Source organism: Gimesia sp., from assembly GCF_048262075.1.
GTDB lineage: Bacteria > Planctomycetota > Planctomycetia > Planctomycetales > Planctomycetaceae > Gimesia.
Genome location: NZ_JBLXFK010000023.1, coordinates 45,106 through 63,069, shown reverse-complemented (window position 1 = coordinate 63,069; position 17,964 = coordinate 45,106). Strand labels below are relative to the sequence as shown.

14 protein-coding genes are annotated in these 17,964 nt (G+C 52.0%); 8 read left to right on the top strand and 6 right to left on the bottom strand.

The genetic code is table 11. The annotated features are described in order from the left end of the window. Positions 1-124 precede the first annotated feature (124 nt). The 4 genes from mutL to ACN0YH_RS26525 form a co-directional block, all read right to left on the bottom strand. Positions 125-2,071 carry a DNA mismatch repair endonuclease MutL gene (gene mutL / locus ACN0YH_RS26540; protein ID WP_417382626.1) on the bottom strand — a complete coding sequence of 649 codons (1,947 nt, stop codon included), beginning with the start codon at positions 2,069-2,071 and terminating at the stop codon, positions 125-127. Positions 2,072-2,197: 126 nt separating this feature from the next. Continuing rightward, the gene (locus ACN0YH_RS26535; RefSeq protein ID WP_417382625.1) at positions 2,198-2,890 is read right to left on the bottom strand and encodes a UbiX family flavin prenyltransferase; all 693 of its coding nucleotides are present in this window, start codon (positions 2,888-2,890) and stop codon (positions 2,198-2,200) included. Between the two features lie 29 nt (positions 2,891-2,919). Beyond that, on the bottom strand, positions 2,920-3,633 hold the full coding sequence (gene ubiE / locus ACN0YH_RS26530) for a bifunctional demethylmenaquinone methyltransferase/2-methoxy-6-polyprenyl-1,4-benzoquinol methylase UbiE (protein ID WP_417382624.1): 714 nt from the start codon (positions 3,631-3,633) through the stop codon (positions 2,920-2,922). Positions 3,634-3,656: 23 nt separating this feature from the next. Beyond that, on the bottom strand, positions 3,657-5,138 hold the full coding sequence (locus ACN0YH_RS26525) for a UbiD family decarboxylase (protein WP_417382623.1): 1,482 nt from the start codon (positions 5,136-5,138) through the stop codon (positions 3,657-3,659). A gap of 137 nt (positions 5,139-5,275) precedes the next feature. On the opposite strand from ACN0YH_RS26525, the gene ACN0YH_RS26520 reads away from it, so the two are divergent. Then, positions 5,276-6,259, top strand: coding sequence for a bile acid:sodium symporter family protein (locus ACN0YH_RS26520; protein WP_417382622.1), 984 nt, complete (start codon positions 5,276-5,278; stop codon positions 6,257-6,259). Here the strand turns inward: ACN0YH_RS26520 and ACN0YH_RS26515 are convergent. Then, positions 6,256-6,534: a transcriptional regulator gene (locus tag ACN0YH_RS26515; RefSeq protein ID WP_417382621.1), complete on the bottom strand. Its 279-nt coding sequence runs from the start codon at positions 6,532-6,534 to the stop codon at positions 6,256-6,258. The two genes, ACN0YH_RS26520 and ACN0YH_RS26515, sit on opposite strands and share 4 nt — an antisense overlap. 503 nt (positions 6,535-7,037) lie before the next feature. Between ACN0YH_RS26515 and ACN0YH_RS26510 the strand changes: the two genes are divergently transcribed. Beyond that, positions 7,038-9,947, top strand: a complete 2,910-nt coding sequence (locus ACN0YH_RS26510) for a DUF4398 domain-containing protein (RefSeq protein ID WP_417382620.1) — start codon at positions 7,038-7,040, stop codon at positions 9,945-9,947. Between the two features lie 528 nt (positions 9,948-10,475). Then, a complete protein-coding gene (gene fbaA / locus ACN0YH_RS26505; protein WP_417382619.1) occupies positions 10,476-11,507 on the top strand; it encodes a class II fructose-bisphosphate aldolase in 1,032 nt (343 codons plus the stop codon). Positions 11,508-11,695: 188 nt separating this feature from the next. On the opposite strand, the gene ACN0YH_RS26500 is transcribed toward fbaA, so the two are convergent. After that, positions 11,696-12,580 (bottom strand): hypothetical protein, encoded by an 885-nt coding sequence (locus ACN0YH_RS26500; RefSeq protein ID WP_417382618.1) that lies wholly within the window; start codon positions 12,578-12,580, stop codon positions 11,696-11,698. A 335-nt stretch (positions 12,581-12,915) separates the two neighbouring features. Here ACN0YH_RS26500 and ispF point away from each other — a divergent pair, with 335 nt between their 5' ends. The 5 genes from ispF (at position 12,916) to ACN0YH_RS26475 (ending at position 17,858) form a co-directional block, all read left to right on the top strand. Next, positions 12,916-13,428 (top strand): 2-C-methyl-D-erythritol 2,4-cyclodiphosphate synthase, encoded by a 513-nt coding sequence (gene ispF, locus ACN0YH_RS26495; RefSeq protein WP_417382617.1) that lies wholly within the window; start codon positions 12,916-12,918, stop codon positions 13,426-13,428. Positions 13,429-13,509: 81 nt separating this feature from the next. Further along, positions 13,510-15,066 carry a cysteine--tRNA ligase gene (gene cysS, locus ACN0YH_RS26490; RefSeq protein WP_417382616.1) on the top strand — a complete coding sequence of 519 codons (1,557 nt, stop codon included), beginning with the start codon at positions 13,510-13,512 and terminating at the stop codon, positions 15,064-15,066. A 31-nt stretch (positions 15,067-15,097) separates the two neighbouring features. Then, positions 15,098-15,628, top strand: a complete 531-nt coding sequence (gene ruvC / locus ACN0YH_RS26485) for a crossover junction endodeoxyribonuclease RuvC (protein WP_417382615.1) — start codon at positions 15,098-15,100, stop codon at positions 15,626-15,628. A 29-nt stretch (positions 15,629-15,657) separates the two neighbouring features. Then, positions 15,658-16,278 carry a Holliday junction branch migration protein RuvA gene (gene ruvA, locus ACN0YH_RS26480; protein ID WP_417382614.1) on the top strand — a complete coding sequence of 207 codons (621 nt, stop codon included), beginning with the start codon at positions 15,658-15,660 and terminating at the stop codon, positions 16,276-16,278. Between the two features lie 260 nt (positions 16,279-16,538). Beyond that, positions 16,539-17,858, top strand: a complete 1,320-nt coding sequence (locus ACN0YH_RS26475; RefSeq protein WP_417382613.1) for an HD-GYP domain-containing protein — start codon at positions 16,539-16,541, stop codon at positions 17,856-17,858. Positions 17,859-17,964 lie beyond the last annotated feature (106 nt).

The window sequence follows — 17,964 nt, the reverse complement described above, 5'->3', positions numbered from 1 at the left end:
GAAGATCAGGAACAAGTGGCCCGTGTTTCAGTGCACTGTAAACTGGGCACGCGCGCGACACAGGTCTACGTTTATCGACGGTGGCGCGACGGGGTCAAGTCCGTTTTATGCAGCGGGTGATGTATCACCCCATGCGGCCGAACTGGCGATCGAGCTCGGCATGACTGAGGACCAGGGCGGAAGGACGACCATGCGGACAGTGGTGGGCATCGTCAATCAGGTGCCTTTGTTCAAGCAGGCTATAGATTTCTTCCTGCGTCAATCGCTGGCCCGCTTTGATGGCGGCTTTGCAGGACATCATCGTGATCAGGTCATCCAGCAGATCGCGGCGGGAGGGTTGTTTGGCGTTATCAAGATTGTCGGCGATGTCGCGGACCAGTTGTTCCAGGTTGACCTTCTTGAGCATCACGGGATAACTGGTAATCAGCAGCGTATTGCCGCCAAATTCTTCGATACCCAGACCGAAGCTGTTGAGCATTTCAGCGTGATCCAGCAGAAGTGCTGCTTCTTTGGCGCTCATTTCGAGCGTGAGCGGGACGAGCAGTTTCTGTGCTTCGACCGACTGCGCGAGGACGCGTTTGCGGAAGTACTCGTACATAATGCGTTCGTGCAGCGCGTGTTGATCGATGATGGTCAGCGCGCCTTTATTCTCGACGACGATGTAGCAGTTCAAGACCTGAATCGGTCGCAGGTCCGAGGTCGCGACGTCCGCGAATTTGTCCGCGGGCCGATCGATGTCGGGGACGATCAGGTCGGCCGGTTCGCCTTTAGTTTCGGGCGATTCGACGGGTGCCTGTTCCCGATTCTGCTGGAAGTGCGAGAGGGGAATCGCGTCGGCGGCGGTAAAGGGGGCAGCGAGATCCGAGGTGGGGGAAATCGACCGGGGAGCCGAGCTGACTGTGATATCCGAGAGGTTATCGTGGACCTGGTTGAGCTGTTCTTTGGCCCAACTGGTCAGTTCCATCTGCGTCTGTTTCTGCTCGGGTGTGAGCGGTGGTGGCGGTGCTGTGACATCAAAGTCGGCTTTTTTGCCGAGCGACATCTGCGACTGCAGGTCCATGCTGAGAAACTGGCTGCGAAGCGTGGAGAGCAGTTGGCGATACAGATGCTGCCCGTCGCGGAAGCGAACTTCGGATTTGGTGGGATGCACGTTGACATCAACCTGGGCGGCGGGCATGTCAAGGTAGAGGAACGAGATCGGCTGACGTCCGACCATGAGCAGTCCACGATAGGCTTCGGTCAACGCGTGCTGCAGCGTACGATCCTGAATCCAGCGACCGTTAAGAAACAGGTACTGTCCTTTGCGGGTCGATTTGTTTTCACTGGGATGCGAGACGTAGCCCCAGATGCGGATGTCGTCGACTTCCGAATCGACCCAGATCAACTGCTCAGCGAGTTTGCTGCCATAAAACAGGCGGAGGCGATCGAGCAGATTATCGGAGGGGGGCAGATCGAAGATGATTTTGTTGTTGTGCCTGAGCACCATGTAGAGCCGCGGATGTGCGAGGGCGGCGCGGGTGAACTGCTCACTGATGTGGCCGAACTCGGTCTTGGTGGTCTTGAGGAATTTACGCCGCACGGGAGTATTGGCGAACAGCTGCCGGACTTCGATGGACGTTCCCAGCGGACAGCCACAGGGTTGCGGTTTGCCGGGGGTTCCGGTGTTGACTTCGAACTCAAGCCCCTGGGTCTGGTCGGCGGTACGTGTGCGGATGCGGAAGTGGCTGACTTCGGAAATCGAGGCGAGGGCTTCTCCTCGGAAGCCCATCGTCTGCACGCTGAACAGGTCGTCGGCGGTGGTGATTTTGCTGGTCGCATTACTGGCGACGGCAAGCAGCAGGTCGTCGGGATGAATGCCTTCGCCGTTATCGACGACGCGGATCAGGTCGGCACCGCCGTTCATGATATCGACTTCGATGCGGGTCGCGAGAGCGTCGATGCTGTTATCGAGGAGTTCCTTGACCGCGCTGGCGGGGCGTTCGATCACTTCGCCGGCGGCGATCTTGTTGATGACGCTGGTATCGAGTTGATGAATGCGGGAAATGGATTCCACGACGGCTTTCCGTTCCATTGGCTGATCAGTCCGACTGATGAATTGAATTGAGTAGAATATGCCTTGTTTTTAACGGTTCCGATGCAGAATCGCAAGAAAGAGCGTTTAAGAGGAGGAACAGTGCTGAACACAAAACACCAACACTTACAAAGGCTGATTGCCCCAGCGCTGATGGATTTCGTGCCTGATTCCCAGATGATCACAGATGCGGCCCGACATGAAGTCGACCAGATCGTGGATGGTGACCGGGTTATGATAAAAGCCGGGGGCGGCGGGCATGACGATAGCGCCGGCCTGCGTGAGCTTCACCATATTTTCCAGCGGGATCAGGCCGAGCGGGGTTTCGCGGGCGAGCAGAATCAGTTTGCGGCGTTCTTTGAGATGCACATCAGCGGCGCGGTGGATGAGATTACCACAGGCGCCGGAAGCGATGCTGCCCAGGGTGCCCATCGAACAGGGACAGACCACCATGCCCTCGGTCAGGAAGGAACCACTGGCGATGCCTGCAGAGAAATCTTTGTAATGGTGATAGATGAGGGCGCCCTGTTTGAGGTCGGAGTCGCCGAGGACGGAACTGAGGGCGAAGTCTTCACTGTGGGTGGGCTTGATCTTGCGAATGACACTGTCATCAGATTGACGGGCAGGATCGGGGAGGATCTCGGTGGGGTCGAAGTTTTCCAGATCAACTTTCAGGCCGAGCTCATGTTTCAGGACCTGCGCGGCGGAGGCGCTGATGGTAAGATGCACGGTGCGGCCGGCCGCCATCAGTACTTCAATCAAACGAACGGCATAAATGGCGCCACTGGCGCCGGTCATGGCGACGACTACATTGGACATGAGGGGACCTCACAATCTTTCATTGAACGTTATTTCGAAACCACTGGTTTCACGCCGGTATAAAGTGTGGCGATCCCGAACGTGAGCGGATACCAGCGAGTACCTTCCAGCCCGCATTCATCCATGAGGTCAGCTAATGCCTTGCCATAAGGGAATTCCGAAACCGACTCGGGCAGATAGTTATAGGCAGACTGTCTGTTGCGGGCGAGTAATTGTCCCATTTTCGGGAGGATATGTCGAAAATAAAATTGATAACAGGAGCGAAACAGGGGATTGGTGGGCATGGAGAATTCGAGGACGGCCACCTGACCGCCGGGCTGACAGACGCGGATCATTTCTTTGAGGCCGCGACGGGTGTCAGAGACATTTCTCAAGCCGAAGGCGACGGAGACGATCTGAAACTGATTATCAGCGAAGGGGAGTTCCTGGGTGTCTGCTTCCAGAAAGGTGAGATGGCTGCTGGTATTCTTTTTCAACGCCAGCTGCAGCATTTCATGTGTGAAGTCGGCTCCGACGACCTGTGTTTTGCCGCCCGCTTTTTTGAGATAGGAAAGGGCCAGGTCTCCAGTGCCGGTACAGACATCGAGAATGGGGGCTGCGCCTGCCGGTGCGACTTTCCGCACGGTGCGCCAGCGCCAGTAATAGTCGACGCCGCCGGAGAGGAAGTGGTTCATGAAATCGTAACGGGGTGCGATTTCACCAAACATCTGTTGTACACGGGAGCCGGTTTTATCTACATTCATAACTTCAAAATCGTTTCATACTTTCAGGACAGGCCGAGTTCATTCAGTCGGTTCTGGACGCGTTCTAACATTTCAGCGGGCATTTTCAAGGCAGATGGCCAATCGCGGGGCTGCCCTTCTGCTACGGATTTGCGGGTGGCATCGAGACCAAGTTTATGGCCGATGCCCTTTATGGTGGCGCTGTGATCGTCATCATCGCCGGGTCCTTCTGTGTGAATCAGATCGCGGCCTGGATTAAGATTGGTACTGACACGATACCAGACCTGCTGTTCGTCGTGCACATTGACATCGTCGTCGACCACGACGATCAACTTCAATGACAATAGACTTTCCAGACTCCACAATGCATTGACCACGCGGCGCGCCTGTTGCGGATACGTTTTGTGAATACTGACAAACATCAGATAGCGGCCTGCGCCGGCATCAGGAAAATGGATGTCGACCAGCTCGGGGACCATCAGCTTCAACAGGGGGAGAAAAATACGTTCGGTGGCTTGCGCGAAATAGCCAGCTTCTGAAGGAGGAGCAGCCGGGATCAAGGCGTGCCAGATGGGATTGGCCCGATGGGTGACCGCGGACAGATTCAGAGGCATCACTTTTTCAGCCGGGCTGTAGTAGCCGGTGGTATTCGCGACGGGACCGACATCGACCGGATCAGAAGCAGGATCGATAAAACCTTCCATCACGATTTCGGCCTGCGCGGGGACATCGATTTCGATGGAGCGGGCTCTAACCAGTTCCAGCGCATTGTTGCGAAGAAAGCCGCCAAAGGCATAGGGGTCTGTCATTTTCGGCAGTGGTGCATGTGCCGTGTAGAGGCCAACGGGATCACCGCCGATCACGATGGCGACGGGCAGTTGCTGACCGCGGGCATGGAATTTCTGCAGGAGCTGATAACCGGCGTCATGCTGACTCCAGCGGATCGCCAGTTGCTGATCTGAGATCACTTGAATGGGTCGGGCGTTAACGAAGCGGGCTTTGGTTTCAGGGTCGACTGTAATGATCTGGGCGGCAGTGATGGTGGGCGCTGTCTCTTCGGGCCAGCAGGTGAGCAGCGGGAATTCGCTGAGATTGACATCGCGGCCGAGCTTGACCACCTGCTGACAACTGGCGGTTTTGACGATGCGGGGTTTGATGTTGAGGAGTTGCGAAAACTGTGGAATCATTTTCAGCGAATCGAGCCAGCCTTCGGGCAAGTCAGGTGACAGGAGCCCGGCGACACGGTCGGCGATGGAATCGAGCGAATCGGTTCTCAGGATCTGCAGCAGACGGGGCAGACTGCCATAGAGATTGGTCAACACCGGAATTTTGTGTCCGGCGACCTGATCGAACAGCAGTGCGGGCGCGGAGTCGGGCGGACTGGCTTTAATCACCTGTTCGGTGATGGCAGCGATTTCGAGCTGCGTCTCTACCGGGGCAGAAATCCGGACGAGCAGCCCCGCTTCTTCAAAGTTGCTGACGAATTCCGCCAGATGGTCCGCATGCATCATTATGGTGTTGTTCATAGAATTTCAGGATGTCATTGATTACAGTCAGGAATCATAACCGATTCATTACTGGCAACAAATGATCGTGGCTGTGAACCTCTCAGATTATTACGATCCAAGCCTGTCGACGCCCATTAAGTCCGGGAAATGCTCCTATGCTGCAACGTTATCTGTTAGTCTGGCTGATCGCGCTTTCGGGAGCGGCGATCTTGTGGGACAAGATCCTGCCTGGTGCGTTTCATCCGTTTCATGCTTCGAAACCGTATCTCTCGTATTTATTTACCGTCACGATGTTCGTGATCGGCTCATTGCTTCCGCCCGATGAAGTGCGGGCGGTATTTCGTCGCTGGCATCAGGTGCTGGGCGGCACATTTGTGCAATACACGGTGATGCCGAGCCTGGCTTTCCTGATGAGCCTGTTTTTTATTGATCAACCCGAATTACGAATCGGCATTATCCTGGTGGGCTGTGTTCCGGGGGCGATGGCTTCGAATGTGTTAACACTGGCCGCGCGGGGCAACGTCAGTTATTCGGTCTGCCTGACGGCGTCGGCTACCCTGCTCTCGCCGCTGTTTGTGCCGATCGTGCTTTACCTGGCTGTCAGCGGAACTGATATCAACGCTGCGGAACTGGCGAAAAATTCGTTCTTTCAGCTATTAACCCAGGTAGTCTTGCCTGTAATTGGCGGTCATATGCTTGCCCTGTACCACAATGGGTTCAGTCGCTTGATGCAGGTATTTGGCCCTGCTTTCGCGAATTTTTCGATCCTGTGGATCATCGCGACGGTGATCAGCCTGCAGGAAGCGCAGTTGAAGAAAGTCTTCTTTTCGCTGGCTGTGGCGCTGCTGGTGATTAATCTGCTGGGCTATCTGTTTGGATACCTGGCAGGTGCGGCGATTCAACTGAATGAATCGATGCGGCGGGCATTGACTTTAGAAGTCGGAATGCAGAACGCGGGTCTGGGAGCAGTTCTGGCGGGCCAACTGTTTCCGGGACAGGAGCTGATTGCGTTACCGCCTGCGCTGTATATGTTTGGCTGCATGCTGACCGGTACGATCCTGGCTCAGATCTGGTCAATTCGATCTGAGCGGCAGCCTGAACAAGAGACGATCCGGGTGAGTCCGGCTGCTGAAGATTAAGTTTCTTCGAGGCGGGCTTTGAGTTCGTCACGTTCTTTTTTGGTGACATCCAGATCGAACATCAGATATTTCACATCCAGGCGTAATTGTGCCAGCGCTTCCTGGATCAGACCCAGGATTCGTCTGCGGCGTTTTACCGACTCCACTACCCGTGAATAGGAAACTTCCAGCAGTTGCTGCTGTTCCCGTGGCAGCTCGGCGATTTTCTTGCCCAGGTCAATTACTTCGCGGGGCAGACTTGCACTATCTGTTTCGTCGGTCAGTCGGATATTCATAAGTTTCAATTCTCAGTTTGTGCCTGTACTTTCACAATCAATGATTTCATCAAGGGATGAACTGAAAGCTAATAGAACAGATTTCATGCCGAATATGAATATTTAATAAAGGATTCACTCTAAGTTACTTACCACAGGCTATTTAGAATGACATTCAGAAACAGGCTCTCTGTAGACAGATTCACAAAAATGAGTGGCTTCGTATTGGCTTAGATTGCAAAATCTTCTAAAATCCCCGGGGAACGTAGTCATTTTTGGCTTTGTTATGGCAAGTTGCATTCTGGCAACGCGGTCGTTGTCTGACTGCAACGAAAACCGGACAGCGTACAACAATTCGTAAAGAATGCTGAACGGTGATTGGTTTGCGGAAAATGGGGAATCTTTTCCACAGGCTGTCTGGATTGAATATCACTTACCTGAGTTACCAGAATGTGTAAATCAGTATAGAAACTGTAGAGTCACGATCATTTTTATCCCACGGATGGGTTTGAGTTCAGGCATCGATGCCACGTATATTGAATAAGCTGTATCAGAGTCATATCTGCCTGCTGGTCTTTCTGTTGACGGGACTGTTCAGCGAGTCTGTGCTGCGCGCAGAAACATTCCATGAGCATTTTGATGATACGTCCCGCGTCAGCTGGCAGGTTCGCATTGATCCGAATCAGGCTCAGAAAAAGTGGCATGTCCGTAATACGACCGTGATGCATGCCGGTGCTGCCTGTGAGCATCTACAAATAGCGACTGGAAACCTGGGTTCGCTGATCGAACTGTCTCACCCGCTCCCTTCCAGTCGAATTATTAATGAGCTGACCGTTTCCATGTGGCTGAAATCCAATCGACGCGGAACGCGCGTAGGTCTGGAAGCGGTCCTGCCCCATCAGATTGATCCAGAAACCGGAGAAGTGGCCCGCATTTATTTAATCGGGGATACGTATTCGGATGAAGGTAAGTGGCAGCAGTTGAAGTGCACGACAACCGAGACTCTGGTAAATCAGTCACTGGGACTGCTACGCGGACGCAGCAAGCTTCGTCAGCTGGATACGCGTGAGATGTATGTGGAGCGGGTTCTGGTGGTAACACGTTCATCCTCTGATCAGGTGGAATTCCTGATGGATGACCTGAAACTGACCCCGATAGTGCGTCCCAACGATTCAATCATGCAGACGGCTGCTGCTCTGAGCAAGCAGAATGCGAAACCCATCGTTGAATTTCTGCTGGATCGAGTTCAACTGGAAGGTAGACCGCTGTTTCCGCGCATGTCACGATATCATGGCGAAAATCTGGAAGCGCTCAAACAGGCTGGATTAAATGTCATCGAGGCACCCCGGTTTGATGATTATCAGTTTCTCTCTAATCTGCGCAGTCAGGGATTATGGGCCATGGCGACTCCTCCGCGCCCGCAGGCGCAGGATGGTTCGTTTCTGCCCTCCCGCGATGCCACGCTGATCCCCTTCGATGAGCAGACGGCGCCCATCATTTTCTGGTATCTCGGCACACAAATTCCCGGTAGCAAATGGACTGAAATCCGTAGTCGCGTTGGTCAGATTCAAAGTGCCGATCAACAGTTCAAACGACCTATTATGGCAGACGTTCTCGGGAAAGAGCGACAGATTGCCCGTGAAGTTTCAATGATTGGTTCCAGCCCGCGTATTCTGAACAGTGATATCAGCCTGCTGGAATACCGTGATACCCTGATTGATAAGACACGATTTGCCCCGGGGCGTTTTCTCTGGACCTGGATCCAGACAGAACCAACGTTTGCCAATGCCCGCTGGCGTGATTCTTCCAATCGAATTCCGATTGTGATTGAGCCTGAGCAGATCCGGCTGCAGGTCTACGCGACGCTGTCAGCTGGTTGCCGGGCCGTCGGATACTGGACCACAAATCGCCTGGATAATACGAGTGCTCCAGGCGCCCTGGAACGAAAACTGGTGATCGAGCAGTTAAATCGTGAGATAGATCTCATTGAGCCGTGGCTGGCTACAGGTTCTGTCATTTCTCATGTCCCGTTCCGGCTCAAACAAAAGGAAACACCCCAGATTACCCAGTTAGGAGTTGATTTCAAGCGATCCGGTTCCGATCGACTGCTGGTAAACGAACAACTGTCCGAACGGGAAATGCAGTTACGACGGGAAAAAGAAGCGGCTGCAGAAATGCAGGCGGCTGTGATTCATTCTGAGTATGGCACTTTGATTCTGCCGGTCTGGTATCGTGATGGGGCCCAGTTTGTTCCCGATCAGATGGCGGGAAACGACGCCACGATTGTGATTCCTGGTGGTAATGTATCCGCCTCTGTCTGGGAACTGAGCACGACCAGAATCAAAAATTTAGATCGAAAGCGCGTGAATGGAGGTGTTGAAATATCGCTACCCAAATTCGATATGACCTCAATCATCATCATGACTTCCGATCAGGGACTAATCGAGACGCTGCGAAAAAAAGTAGCCTTAATCAGCCCGCAGGCAGCAGAAACCAGCGTGAAACTGAGCCGCGCCAAACTGGAACGCTGTCAGAAAACACATGCAGAACTGCTGGAACTGGGCGTGAGCCAGGTCGCACGCATGGATGGACCGGCCATTCTGGAGCGAGCCAGAGAGCAGTTGAGCCAGGCTGAGTCGGCTCTTTCGGCTCAGGACTATCACCGTGCTCGCCATGCGGCCCGTGATTGCAGACAGATGCTGCGAATCTTACAGCGCATCCAATGGCGGGAAGCAACGCGGACGCTTGCCTCATCGATGACGAGCCCTTATGCGGTTTCCTACAGCACCCTGCCCGATCACTGGAGAATGATCCAACAGATTGGCCGCAGTGCAAAACACATTGAGCCCAATATGCTACGTTCGGGTGATTGCGAAGACATCGACACCATGGTCGTGGAAGGGTGGACGCACGGGCAAAATGCGATTGAAGGGACTCAGGCGATTGCTGAACTGTATCCTCGTGATAAACAATCCGGAGATTTCAGTCTGAGATTGCTGGCGGCTCCCCTGAACCGCAGTGAAATTCCCCATCATATTGAGGTTCCGCTGGTACAGCTCTCAACGCCTCCCCTGGCGGTCCGTAGCGGACAGATCGTGCATGTCACTGGCTGGGTCAAGGTATCGACTGCTATTACAGGCAATCCACTGGGTGCGACGCTGCAGGACAGCATCATGGGGCCTGGGGGCGCCCTTCATTGGAATGAGAAGAGTCAGTGGCAGAAAATTGAACTGATCAGGGAAGTGCCCCAAAGTGAAAACTTCATTCTGACAATGTCCCTGAATGGACTGGGCGCGATCTTATTTGATGATCTACGGGTAATGACTTATACGCCTGAGCCTCGGCTTTATCAGCAGACCCAGGGACTGGAATCCCTGCCCACAACGTCAACCGACTCTTCAGCAGTCGAATTACTGAACAAGGTTCCGAAATAGAGTCCGGAAGCTCAGGAAAAAAAGCCTGTCATACTGTCCTGTAAAAGCGTCCCCCGCTCTCTCAGTTTTTTCGCCAATCCCCGTTCAAAACGGGTATTTTATGACAGGGCTGACAAAAACCTCTGTCAAGCTGCGTATCACAGATTCCCCCGACACTTGAATGACCGGGCAGAACTTGATAAGAAACAGTATATAAGCAGAGTGAAAATCTGGCTCGGGGTTTAGTGCTCTGTCAAACAGTTTTCAGACCGCATTCAAATATTACGGCAATCGCCTCAGCGTTGTTCAACAGGAATTACATTCAAAGAGCAATGATGAATGTCAGGAATACGAATTGAATCCGCGGAAACTCTGAGCCCATTCTCTCGATTATCTTTTCCGGTTCTCTGCTGTTGCCAGTCCGTGATGAAAATCAACTTAATAATTCATCCGGAAACGACGCAGGAACAGGTCAGACAGCGTTTGTCAGATAGATTTTAGCATCATACAGAAGTAACTTTACACTTTTAAACTGAACAGGAAAAACCAATGCCGATTGCAACCCCAGCTCAATACGCAGCGATGCTGGATGCCGCTCAAGAAGGTAACTATGCCTATCCCGCGATGAACGTCACCTCTCTGACAACGATCAACGGAGCCCTGAAAGCATTTGCAGACAAGAAGTCAGACGGAATCATTCAGGTATCAACCGGTGGTGGTCAATTTGCTTCCGGTCTGGATCAGAAAGACGCCGTTCTGGGCGCGATCATTTTGGCAGAAGCCACTCACCGACTGGCAGAACGTTACGACGTTTTGATTGCATTGCACACAGACCACTGTCAGCCCGGTAAGGTTGATTCCTTCCTGAAGCCGCTGATCGCTGAAACAGCTCGTCGACGCGAAGCGGGTCTGCCGAACCTGTTCCAGTCTCACATGCTGGATGCTTCTGAACTGCCCTTGAAGGAAAACCTGGAATTATCGGTTGATCTTCTCAAACTATGTGCAGCCAACGAAATCATTCTGGAAGTCGAAGCCGGTGTGGTTGGTGGTGAAGAAGATGGCGTGGATAACTCCGATCAGCCAGCCGACAAGTTATATACTTCACCAGAAGACATGGTTGCCGTTTACGAAGCACTCAACGGTCTGGGACGTTACATGTTCGCTGCGACCTTCGGGAACGTGCACGGCAGCTACAAACCCGGTGCCGTCAAGCTGCGTCCGGAAATTCTGAAAGAGGGTCAGGAAGCTGTGATTGCCAAATACGGTAAAGAAGCAGAATTCGACCTGGTTTTCCATGGCGGTTCGGGAACTCCCGAAGATCAGTTGCGGGAAACCCTGGAATACGGCGTTGTGAAGATGAATATCGATACCGATACTCAGTACGCATTTACCCGTCCTGTTGTCGACCACATGATGAAGAACTACGACGGCGTATTAAAAATCGATGGTGAAGTCGGGGTCAAGAAAGTTTACGACCCACGCAGTTACCTGAAAGCCGGCGAAATGGGAGTCGTCCAGCGAATGAGCGAAGCCTGCGACGACCTGTTCTCCAGCGGAAAAACTATTTTTGGCAAAGTCTGAAACACGTCCGCTTTTCAGCTGAAATACTGATATTAAGTGAGCTGTTTCCTTCGGGAGCAGCTCACTTTTTTATTACTCAGTTTTACTGGCTGTGTGCTGGAGTGCATCACATTTAACCATAGCGTCTGTCAATCTAAGATACTCGGTCCAAATGGACCTGGAGACGCTATAGTAAAACGGGATACATTCTATTTGCTGCGAACCACGTCCATTTTGGACATATTGGACAGCCTCACGACCAGGATTTTCTGAATGTCCGACTTGGAACCATCTCCGCGGAAAAACAGATGACCTGCGGAATGGGGTTTGACCCCATCGGTGGCGGTGATGATTGCCATTTCACCTACGTTCAGAGTGACTTCAAATTTCTGATTATACAGCGGGTTGGTATTCCGGCGACTTTCCAGCTGCCAGCCAATATTAGTGGGTGTACGTCGCATTTGCTGAGCGCCGTACTGTACTTCGGGAATAAATTCGAGCTTCGCCCAGCCATCCTGGACCTTATGTGCTTTGACTCGCATGACACATTGGGCTTCTTCAAACTCTTTCGACTCCACAGGCTCTTCATCATCGCCGGTGAGCAGATCCAGTTTACATTTCTGGTAAGAGTCGCTCGTCTGGATATCCGTAGGCACCCCCGACCGCAGCATCAGCCGCCGTCCTGAAAGCAGTAATGATTCATCTTCCCGGGAAAGTCCCCCCAGATGGGATTTCAAACCGAGTAACGTCTGCAAGGCCCTGGGGGGAACCGAACTCACATGTCCGACTCGCAGACCATTCTGATTCAGGTTTTCCTGGTCCATCAATTCGATGGCTCCGATTTCATCCACTTCGTTCCAGAGTGTCGAACCGAGCAGCGGGTCTGTGACAGGTCGTTCGATGAAGACAATTTCGACCTGCATGGCGTCCTGTGATACAGGAATCGCAGGCAGTTTATTGACTGTCTGTTTCTCTGCATACTTCTTCAAACCGAATACCGCGCTTTCTTCCATCAGCGCGCAGCCGGATATTTTGATGACCAGTAAAACCAGTGCCACCACCACCAAACAGGATCTGAGAGGGAGTAACTTCATGAAAGGTTCAGGTTGAGAGAGGTATCAGTTTGAGAGATCAGCATGCGACAGGATATCGCCAGTTGACTTGAAGGGGCCGGGAGTCTAACGCGAATCGGATTTTATGTCAATTTGAATCTGCAGACCGGCCACATCCTGTTAAACTCGCCCGATTCGCTCTGAAATTACACTACTCTCGGTCTGAGAACAACTTGGGAATCCCCGGCTCATATTGCCTTGTTTGACTGCTCCAGCTATGATCAGCCTGCTTCAGTTAAACCCAACTCAATCCATATTCATAAGAACAGCAATCGTCTTCTCTGAGCGATTTCGACTGTAATCATTGACTCGAATTCATGACATCTGCCTCTGAACCTCGGAAAAATCCAGAATTGCGAATCGGCGCAGGCCAGGACTGCCATCGGCTGGAAACAGGTTACCCGCTGATTCTGGGAGGCATCTCGATTGAATTCGAACTCGGACTGGTGGGTCACAGCGATGCTGATGTATTGTTGCATGCGATTACGGATGCCCTGCTGGGAGCAGCCGGCCTGGGTGATATCGGAGAAATGTTTCCCAATACCGACGACCGCTGGAAAGGCGCTGATTCCGGTGACCTGCTCAAAGCAGCATTCTCGAAAGTAGAGCAAGCTGGCTGGCAAATTGTAAACCTGGATTGCACTATTTCGGCAGAACGTCCTAAACTAGCCAGCTACAAGCCCCAGATCAGGAAATCGGTTGCCGTGTTACTGGATCTGGACGAACAACAAGTCAATATCAAAGCAAAAACGGGAGAACGCGTTGGCCCTGTCGGCAGACAGGAAGCGATGACAGCAGATGCGGTCGTCTTATTAACGCGTTCGCATTGAAATTCATTATCTGACTGAACTTGTTTTCATACAGGTTCCACATAATTTTGATTACAGGAAGAAATTCAGGTATCTAACACAATGACACTCAGAATTTACAACACACTCAGTCGCAAAAAAGAAGATTTCCAGACAATCAAACCAGGTAAGGTTGGCATCTACCTGTGTGGTCCTACCGTTTACAAGCACGCCCATATCGGCCACATGGTCGGCCCGGTCATTATTGATACAATCGCCCGCTACCTGACCTACAACAACTACGATGTCAAATTCGTCAATAACATCACCGACATTGATGACAAACTGATTAACAAAGCCGCCGAACTGAATATCTCGGTAGAGAAACTGGCGGCTGAAATGACGCAGGATTATTTCGATAACCTGGAAACCATGGGCGTCGATACGATTACCGATTTCCCCAAAGCCACCGATTACATCGAGCCGATGCAGGAGATCATTCAATCGCTGATTGATAAAGGCTTCGCTTATCCGCTGGATGGTGATGTCTACTTTTCTGCTGAAGCGGACAGTAAATACGGCTGTCTCAGCGGTCGTAAAATTGAAGAAATGATCGCGGGTACGCGTGTCGAAGCCAATGACAAAAAGAAGAATCCGGCTGACTTCGCGCTCTGGAAGAAATCGCGTCCGGGTGAACCCGCCTGGGATAGTCCCTGGGGACCGGGTCGACCTGGCTGGCATATTGAATGTTCCGCCATGAGCCGTAAACTGCTCGGTGATTCATTTGACATTCACGGCGGTGGTCTCGACCTGATGTTCCCTCATCATGAAAACGAACGGGCACAGTCAGAATGCTGCACGGGAAAAACTTATGTACGTTACTGGGTTCATAACGGTTTGATGCAGGCCAGTGACGCCGCTGGTAAAGTTGGTGGCCAGCATGATCGTCACGGAGATGTGGCCGTTGATCAGCAGGCCCAGGAAGCAGATAAACTCTCAGGTTCCAAAGGTGCCGCATCGGTCAAAGAACTGTTTGCCGTCCACCCGCCGGAAATCGTGCGGCTGTTTCTACTCTCCACTCATTATCGCAGTCCGATCGCATTCAGCGATGAAAATATCCGTGAGACCGGAAAAGGCATCGAAGGCTTCTACCGCTTCTTCGAAACATTCGAACGCATCACAGGCGAAAGTTTCTACCAGCTTCCTACTGCAGAAAAGCGGGAACAGACGACAGGCCTGACAGGGGAACCTGCGGAATACTTCCAGCAGTTATCGGAATTACGTCAACGATTCCTGGAAGCGATGGATGACGATTTTAATACAGGTGGTGCCATTGGCGTACTGTTTGAATTACGGTCGACATTGAATGCCTTGATTCATTCGCAGAATCTGGAAGGAGAAGGCAAGCAGAACCAGGTGATGGTAGAGGCACTCAAGACCGGTGCCGGCCTGCTGAAAGAACTCTCCAACCTGTTGGGTGTGTTCCGTAAAGCGCCTGCGAAAGATTCGGGCGTGGACGATGACCTGGTCAACCACCTGATGGAGTTGGTTCTGGATATCCGTAAAGATGCCCGCACCAACAAAAACTGGGACATCGCAGATAAAATTCGAGAAGGTCTGGCCGCTTGCCAGATCACGGTGGAAGATCGCCCGGAAGGCAGTTTGTGGCGACGTGGCTGATCACGTTTCCTGCAATCAGATTGAGCCAATCATGAATCTGAACTCAACGATGGATGACACAGAGTTGACTGCAGCGGTCCGCTTTCTGGGGATTGACCCGGGGTTGAATCGAACGGGCTATGCTTTACTGCAGCAGTCCGCGAAAGGGCCGGCTCTTTGTGAAGGAGGCATCATCCGCTCGAACCAGGATGCCAATCTAGCCGCGCGCGTTCATGAAATTGCTTCCGGGATCCGGGAAGTCATCGCCGAATATCGTCCAGACGTGATGGTCATCGAGCAGGTATTTACAACTCCCCGCTTCCCCAAAAGTTCGATTATTATGGCACATGCCCGTGGCGCAATCCTGTTCGCCGCCCACGATGCGGGTGTGCCTGTCGTGCATTATACGCCGACGCAGATTAAAAAATTAATCACTGGCAGTGGCCGTGCCTCGAAAGAGCAGATGCAGCATGCCATCAAAACAGAACTGGGCTTAAAAGCCATTCTGGAACCCAATGATGTGGCGGATGCTTTCGCGGCAGCCTTATGTCATTATCACACCATCCGTGTCACCTGTTTGTAAAACAAATTTCTCTTATCCACTGGGCACCCATGATTACCAATATCCGCGGCGAACTGATTGAGCTGAGCTTATCCGAAGCGATTATTTCAGTCGGGGCATTCGACTATGAAGTTTTTATCCCCGAGTTTGTCCGCCGCCAGTTGCAACCTCTGATCGGCAGTGAAGTCAGCCTGAAAACCATTCAGTACATCGAAGGGAATCCACAAAAAGGCCGGCTCACTCCACGCATGATTGGATTTATGAGTCACGCTGAACGGGAGTTCTTCGAACTGGTCTGCTCGGTAGATGGGGTGGGAGTCAAAAAAACTTTACGGGCAATGGTGCGCCCCGTAAAAGAAGTAGCGACTGCCATCGAGGAAAAAGATATAAAACAGCTTACCACTCTGCCTGGAATTGGTCCGGCTGTTGCCGAGCGAATCGTTGCCAAGCTCAGACGCAAGATGACAAAATTCGCATTGATCGTCGCAAAAGAATTTCCCGCAGACGAAGGCCGCACGGATGTATTCAGCGAAGCCTATGAAGCGCTGCTCAGTCTGGGTTACTCCGCGACTGAAGCACGTGCCAAGGTAGAATCCATTGCCGCTGAAGGCAAGAAATTCAAAAGCATCGAAGAGTTTCTGACCACTCTCTATCAACAGGAACGTAACTGACTGCCCGTAACAGTCCGTTTTTGCAGCTCTACAATCCCTGTAATTGGCAGATTCGTTAAAAGTTCTGCCTGAATGCACCGGTATACGCATCTCGAGAGCTTCTGGTTTGGCGACAGAGTCTGTCTGACCTAAGTTTAAGAAATCTCAGATGCTTGCGTATCGGTTTATGCAATCCGATCACGCTCCACTCCTGTCAGTTCTTTCAGTTAATCTCACAAGGTCAAAATTGCAAATCCTCAGGCACAGCGGCGTCTCACTTTATGGTTGCCAGAATTATCAAACAAAAACCCAGCCCCTACACTGCGCTGAATATTGACCGCTTGAGAATGGGGGTCAAATTACAGGCTCCCATTTATGATGCTGAGACTGAAAATAACATCCTGCTGCTGGCCAGCGGCAAAAGTATTACCAAAACTACCATCCAGAACCTGAAAAAACGTGGAATTCGCAGTGTGCGGGTTCATGAACGGGATCTGTTAAACCTGACACTGGCTCCCGGTGAAAGCCAGACTTCCAGTTCCACTTCTTCTCAGCGACTGCGCAGTCAAAAGTTAAGAAACCACGCCAGCAATCCCTCATCCCACAGACCAGCCGGTGAGACAGAGCGAACGAATTCTCCCTGGCAGATTCAATCCCAGTCCTTTTTACATGAAGTGACTCCGCCTGCAGCGACCACCTATTCTCCGTCATTACAAAAAGAGTATCGAAAAGAATTCGCGGTACTGACAAAAGTCACAGACGATATTTACAGACAGATCCTGGCTAGCTCGCGTATCAGTAATTCCCAAATTCAATCAGTGACAAACAGTTCCTTCTCACAGATGAGGCAGGATATGGACCTGTTTGTACTGGAGGGAATTTCGCCTGTCGCCCTGGGAAATTTCTGCAGACACGGCCTGCAAATGTCAAGTCTGGCAATGGCGATGGGTACACAACTTGGCCTGCAGAGAGAGCATTTATCTCAACTCGGCATCGGTTGTCTGATCCATGACACGGGTATGGTCAAAATTAATACCGGGGGCATGGTAGGGCATCTGCCTGCCAGCCCCATTGACAGCCTGGAACTCAAAAAGCATCCGGTCATCACTTATAACCTGCTTAGTGAATCGAATGAGTTCTCCATGATTTCCCGGATAGTGGCTTATCAGGTTCATGAACGCTGTGACGGATCCGGCTATCCACGCGGCCAGAAAAATAATCAAATCCACCCTTTAGCGAAAATCGCGGCAGTGGCAGATGAATTCCTTTCCCTGGTCTCTCTGGCAGCCGCCAATGCAGACGTCCAGCCTTACCTGGCGGTAGAACAGTTGATCTACGGCGCCTCTCGGGGAGTTTTCGACAGCGGCGCGGTTCGCGCATTATTACAGTCCATCTCGCTCTATCCCGTGGGATCCGTTGTCGAACTGAATCAAGGGCAACTGGCTACGGTACTTCGGGCAAATCGTCAGCAATACGATGCCCCGATTGTCAGCGTACTACATCCGGATGGCAGGACACAGATTTTTAATCTGCAGGAACACGATGATCTGCACGTCATTCGAGCAATTCCCCACGCTGAACTTGAGAGTCTCAGCCTGTAACCGGAACGGCAGTAGACGGGAGCGGAACACATTTTACCATAGTGTCGCGCATTCTAAAATACTTGGTCCAAATGGCTCTGGAGTTGCGAGCGAAATCGGAACATCG

Bases quoted from the DNA above. Each gene is read 5' to 3' on its own strand.
- ACN0YH_RS26520 (WP_417382622.1), top strand. From the start codon at position 5,276: ATGCTGCAACGTTATCTGTTAGTCTGGCTGATCGCGCTTTCGGGAGCG.
- ACN0YH_RS26500 (WP_417382618.1), bottom strand. From the start codon at position 12,580: ATGAAGTTACTCCCTCTCAGATCCTGTTTGGTGGTGGTGGCACTGGTT.
- ACN0YH_RS26525 (WP_417382623.1), bottom strand. From the start codon at position 5,138: ATGAACAACACCATAATGATGCATGCGGACCATCTGGCGGAATTCGTC.
- ACN0YH_RS26510 (WP_417382620.1), top strand. From the start codon at position 7,038: ATGCCACGTATATTGAATAAGCTGTATCAGAGTCATATCTGCCTGCTG.
- fbaA (WP_417382619.1), top strand. From the start codon at position 10,476: ATGCCGATTGCAACCCCAGCTCAATACGCAGCGATGCTGGATGCCGCT.
- ispF (WP_417382617.1), top strand. From the start codon at position 12,916: ATGACATCTGCCTCTGAACCTCGGAAAAATCCAGAATTGCGAATCGGC.
- ACN0YH_RS26515 (WP_417382621.1), bottom strand. From the start codon at position 6,534: ATGAATATCCGACTGACCGACGAAACAGATAGTGCAAGTCTGCCCCGC.
- ruvA (WP_417382614.1), top strand. From the start codon at position 15,658: ATGATTACCAATATCCGCGGCGAACTGATTGAGCTGAGCTTATCCGAA.
- ACN0YH_RS26475 (WP_417382613.1), top strand. From the start codon at position 16,539: ATGGTTGCCAGAATTATCAAACAAAAACCCAGCCCCTACACTGCGCTG.
- ubiE (WP_417382624.1), bottom strand. From the start codon at position 3,633: ATGAATGTAGATAAAACCGGCTCCCGTGTACAACAGATGTTTGGTGAA.
- cysS (WP_417382616.1), top strand. From the start codon at position 13,510: ATGACACTCAGAATTTACAACACACTCAGTCGCAAAAAAGAAGATTTC.
- mutL (WP_417382626.1), bottom strand. From the start codon at position 2,071: ATGGAACGGAAAGCCGTCGTGGAATCCATTTCCCGCATTCATCAACTC.
- ACN0YH_RS26535 (WP_417382625.1), bottom strand. From the start codon at position 2,890: ATGTCCAATGTAGTCGTCGCCATGACCGGCGCCAGTGGCGCCATTTAT.
- ruvC (WP_417382615.1), top strand. From the start codon at position 15,098: ATGAATCTGAACTCAACGATGGATGACACAGAGTTGACTGCAGCGGTC.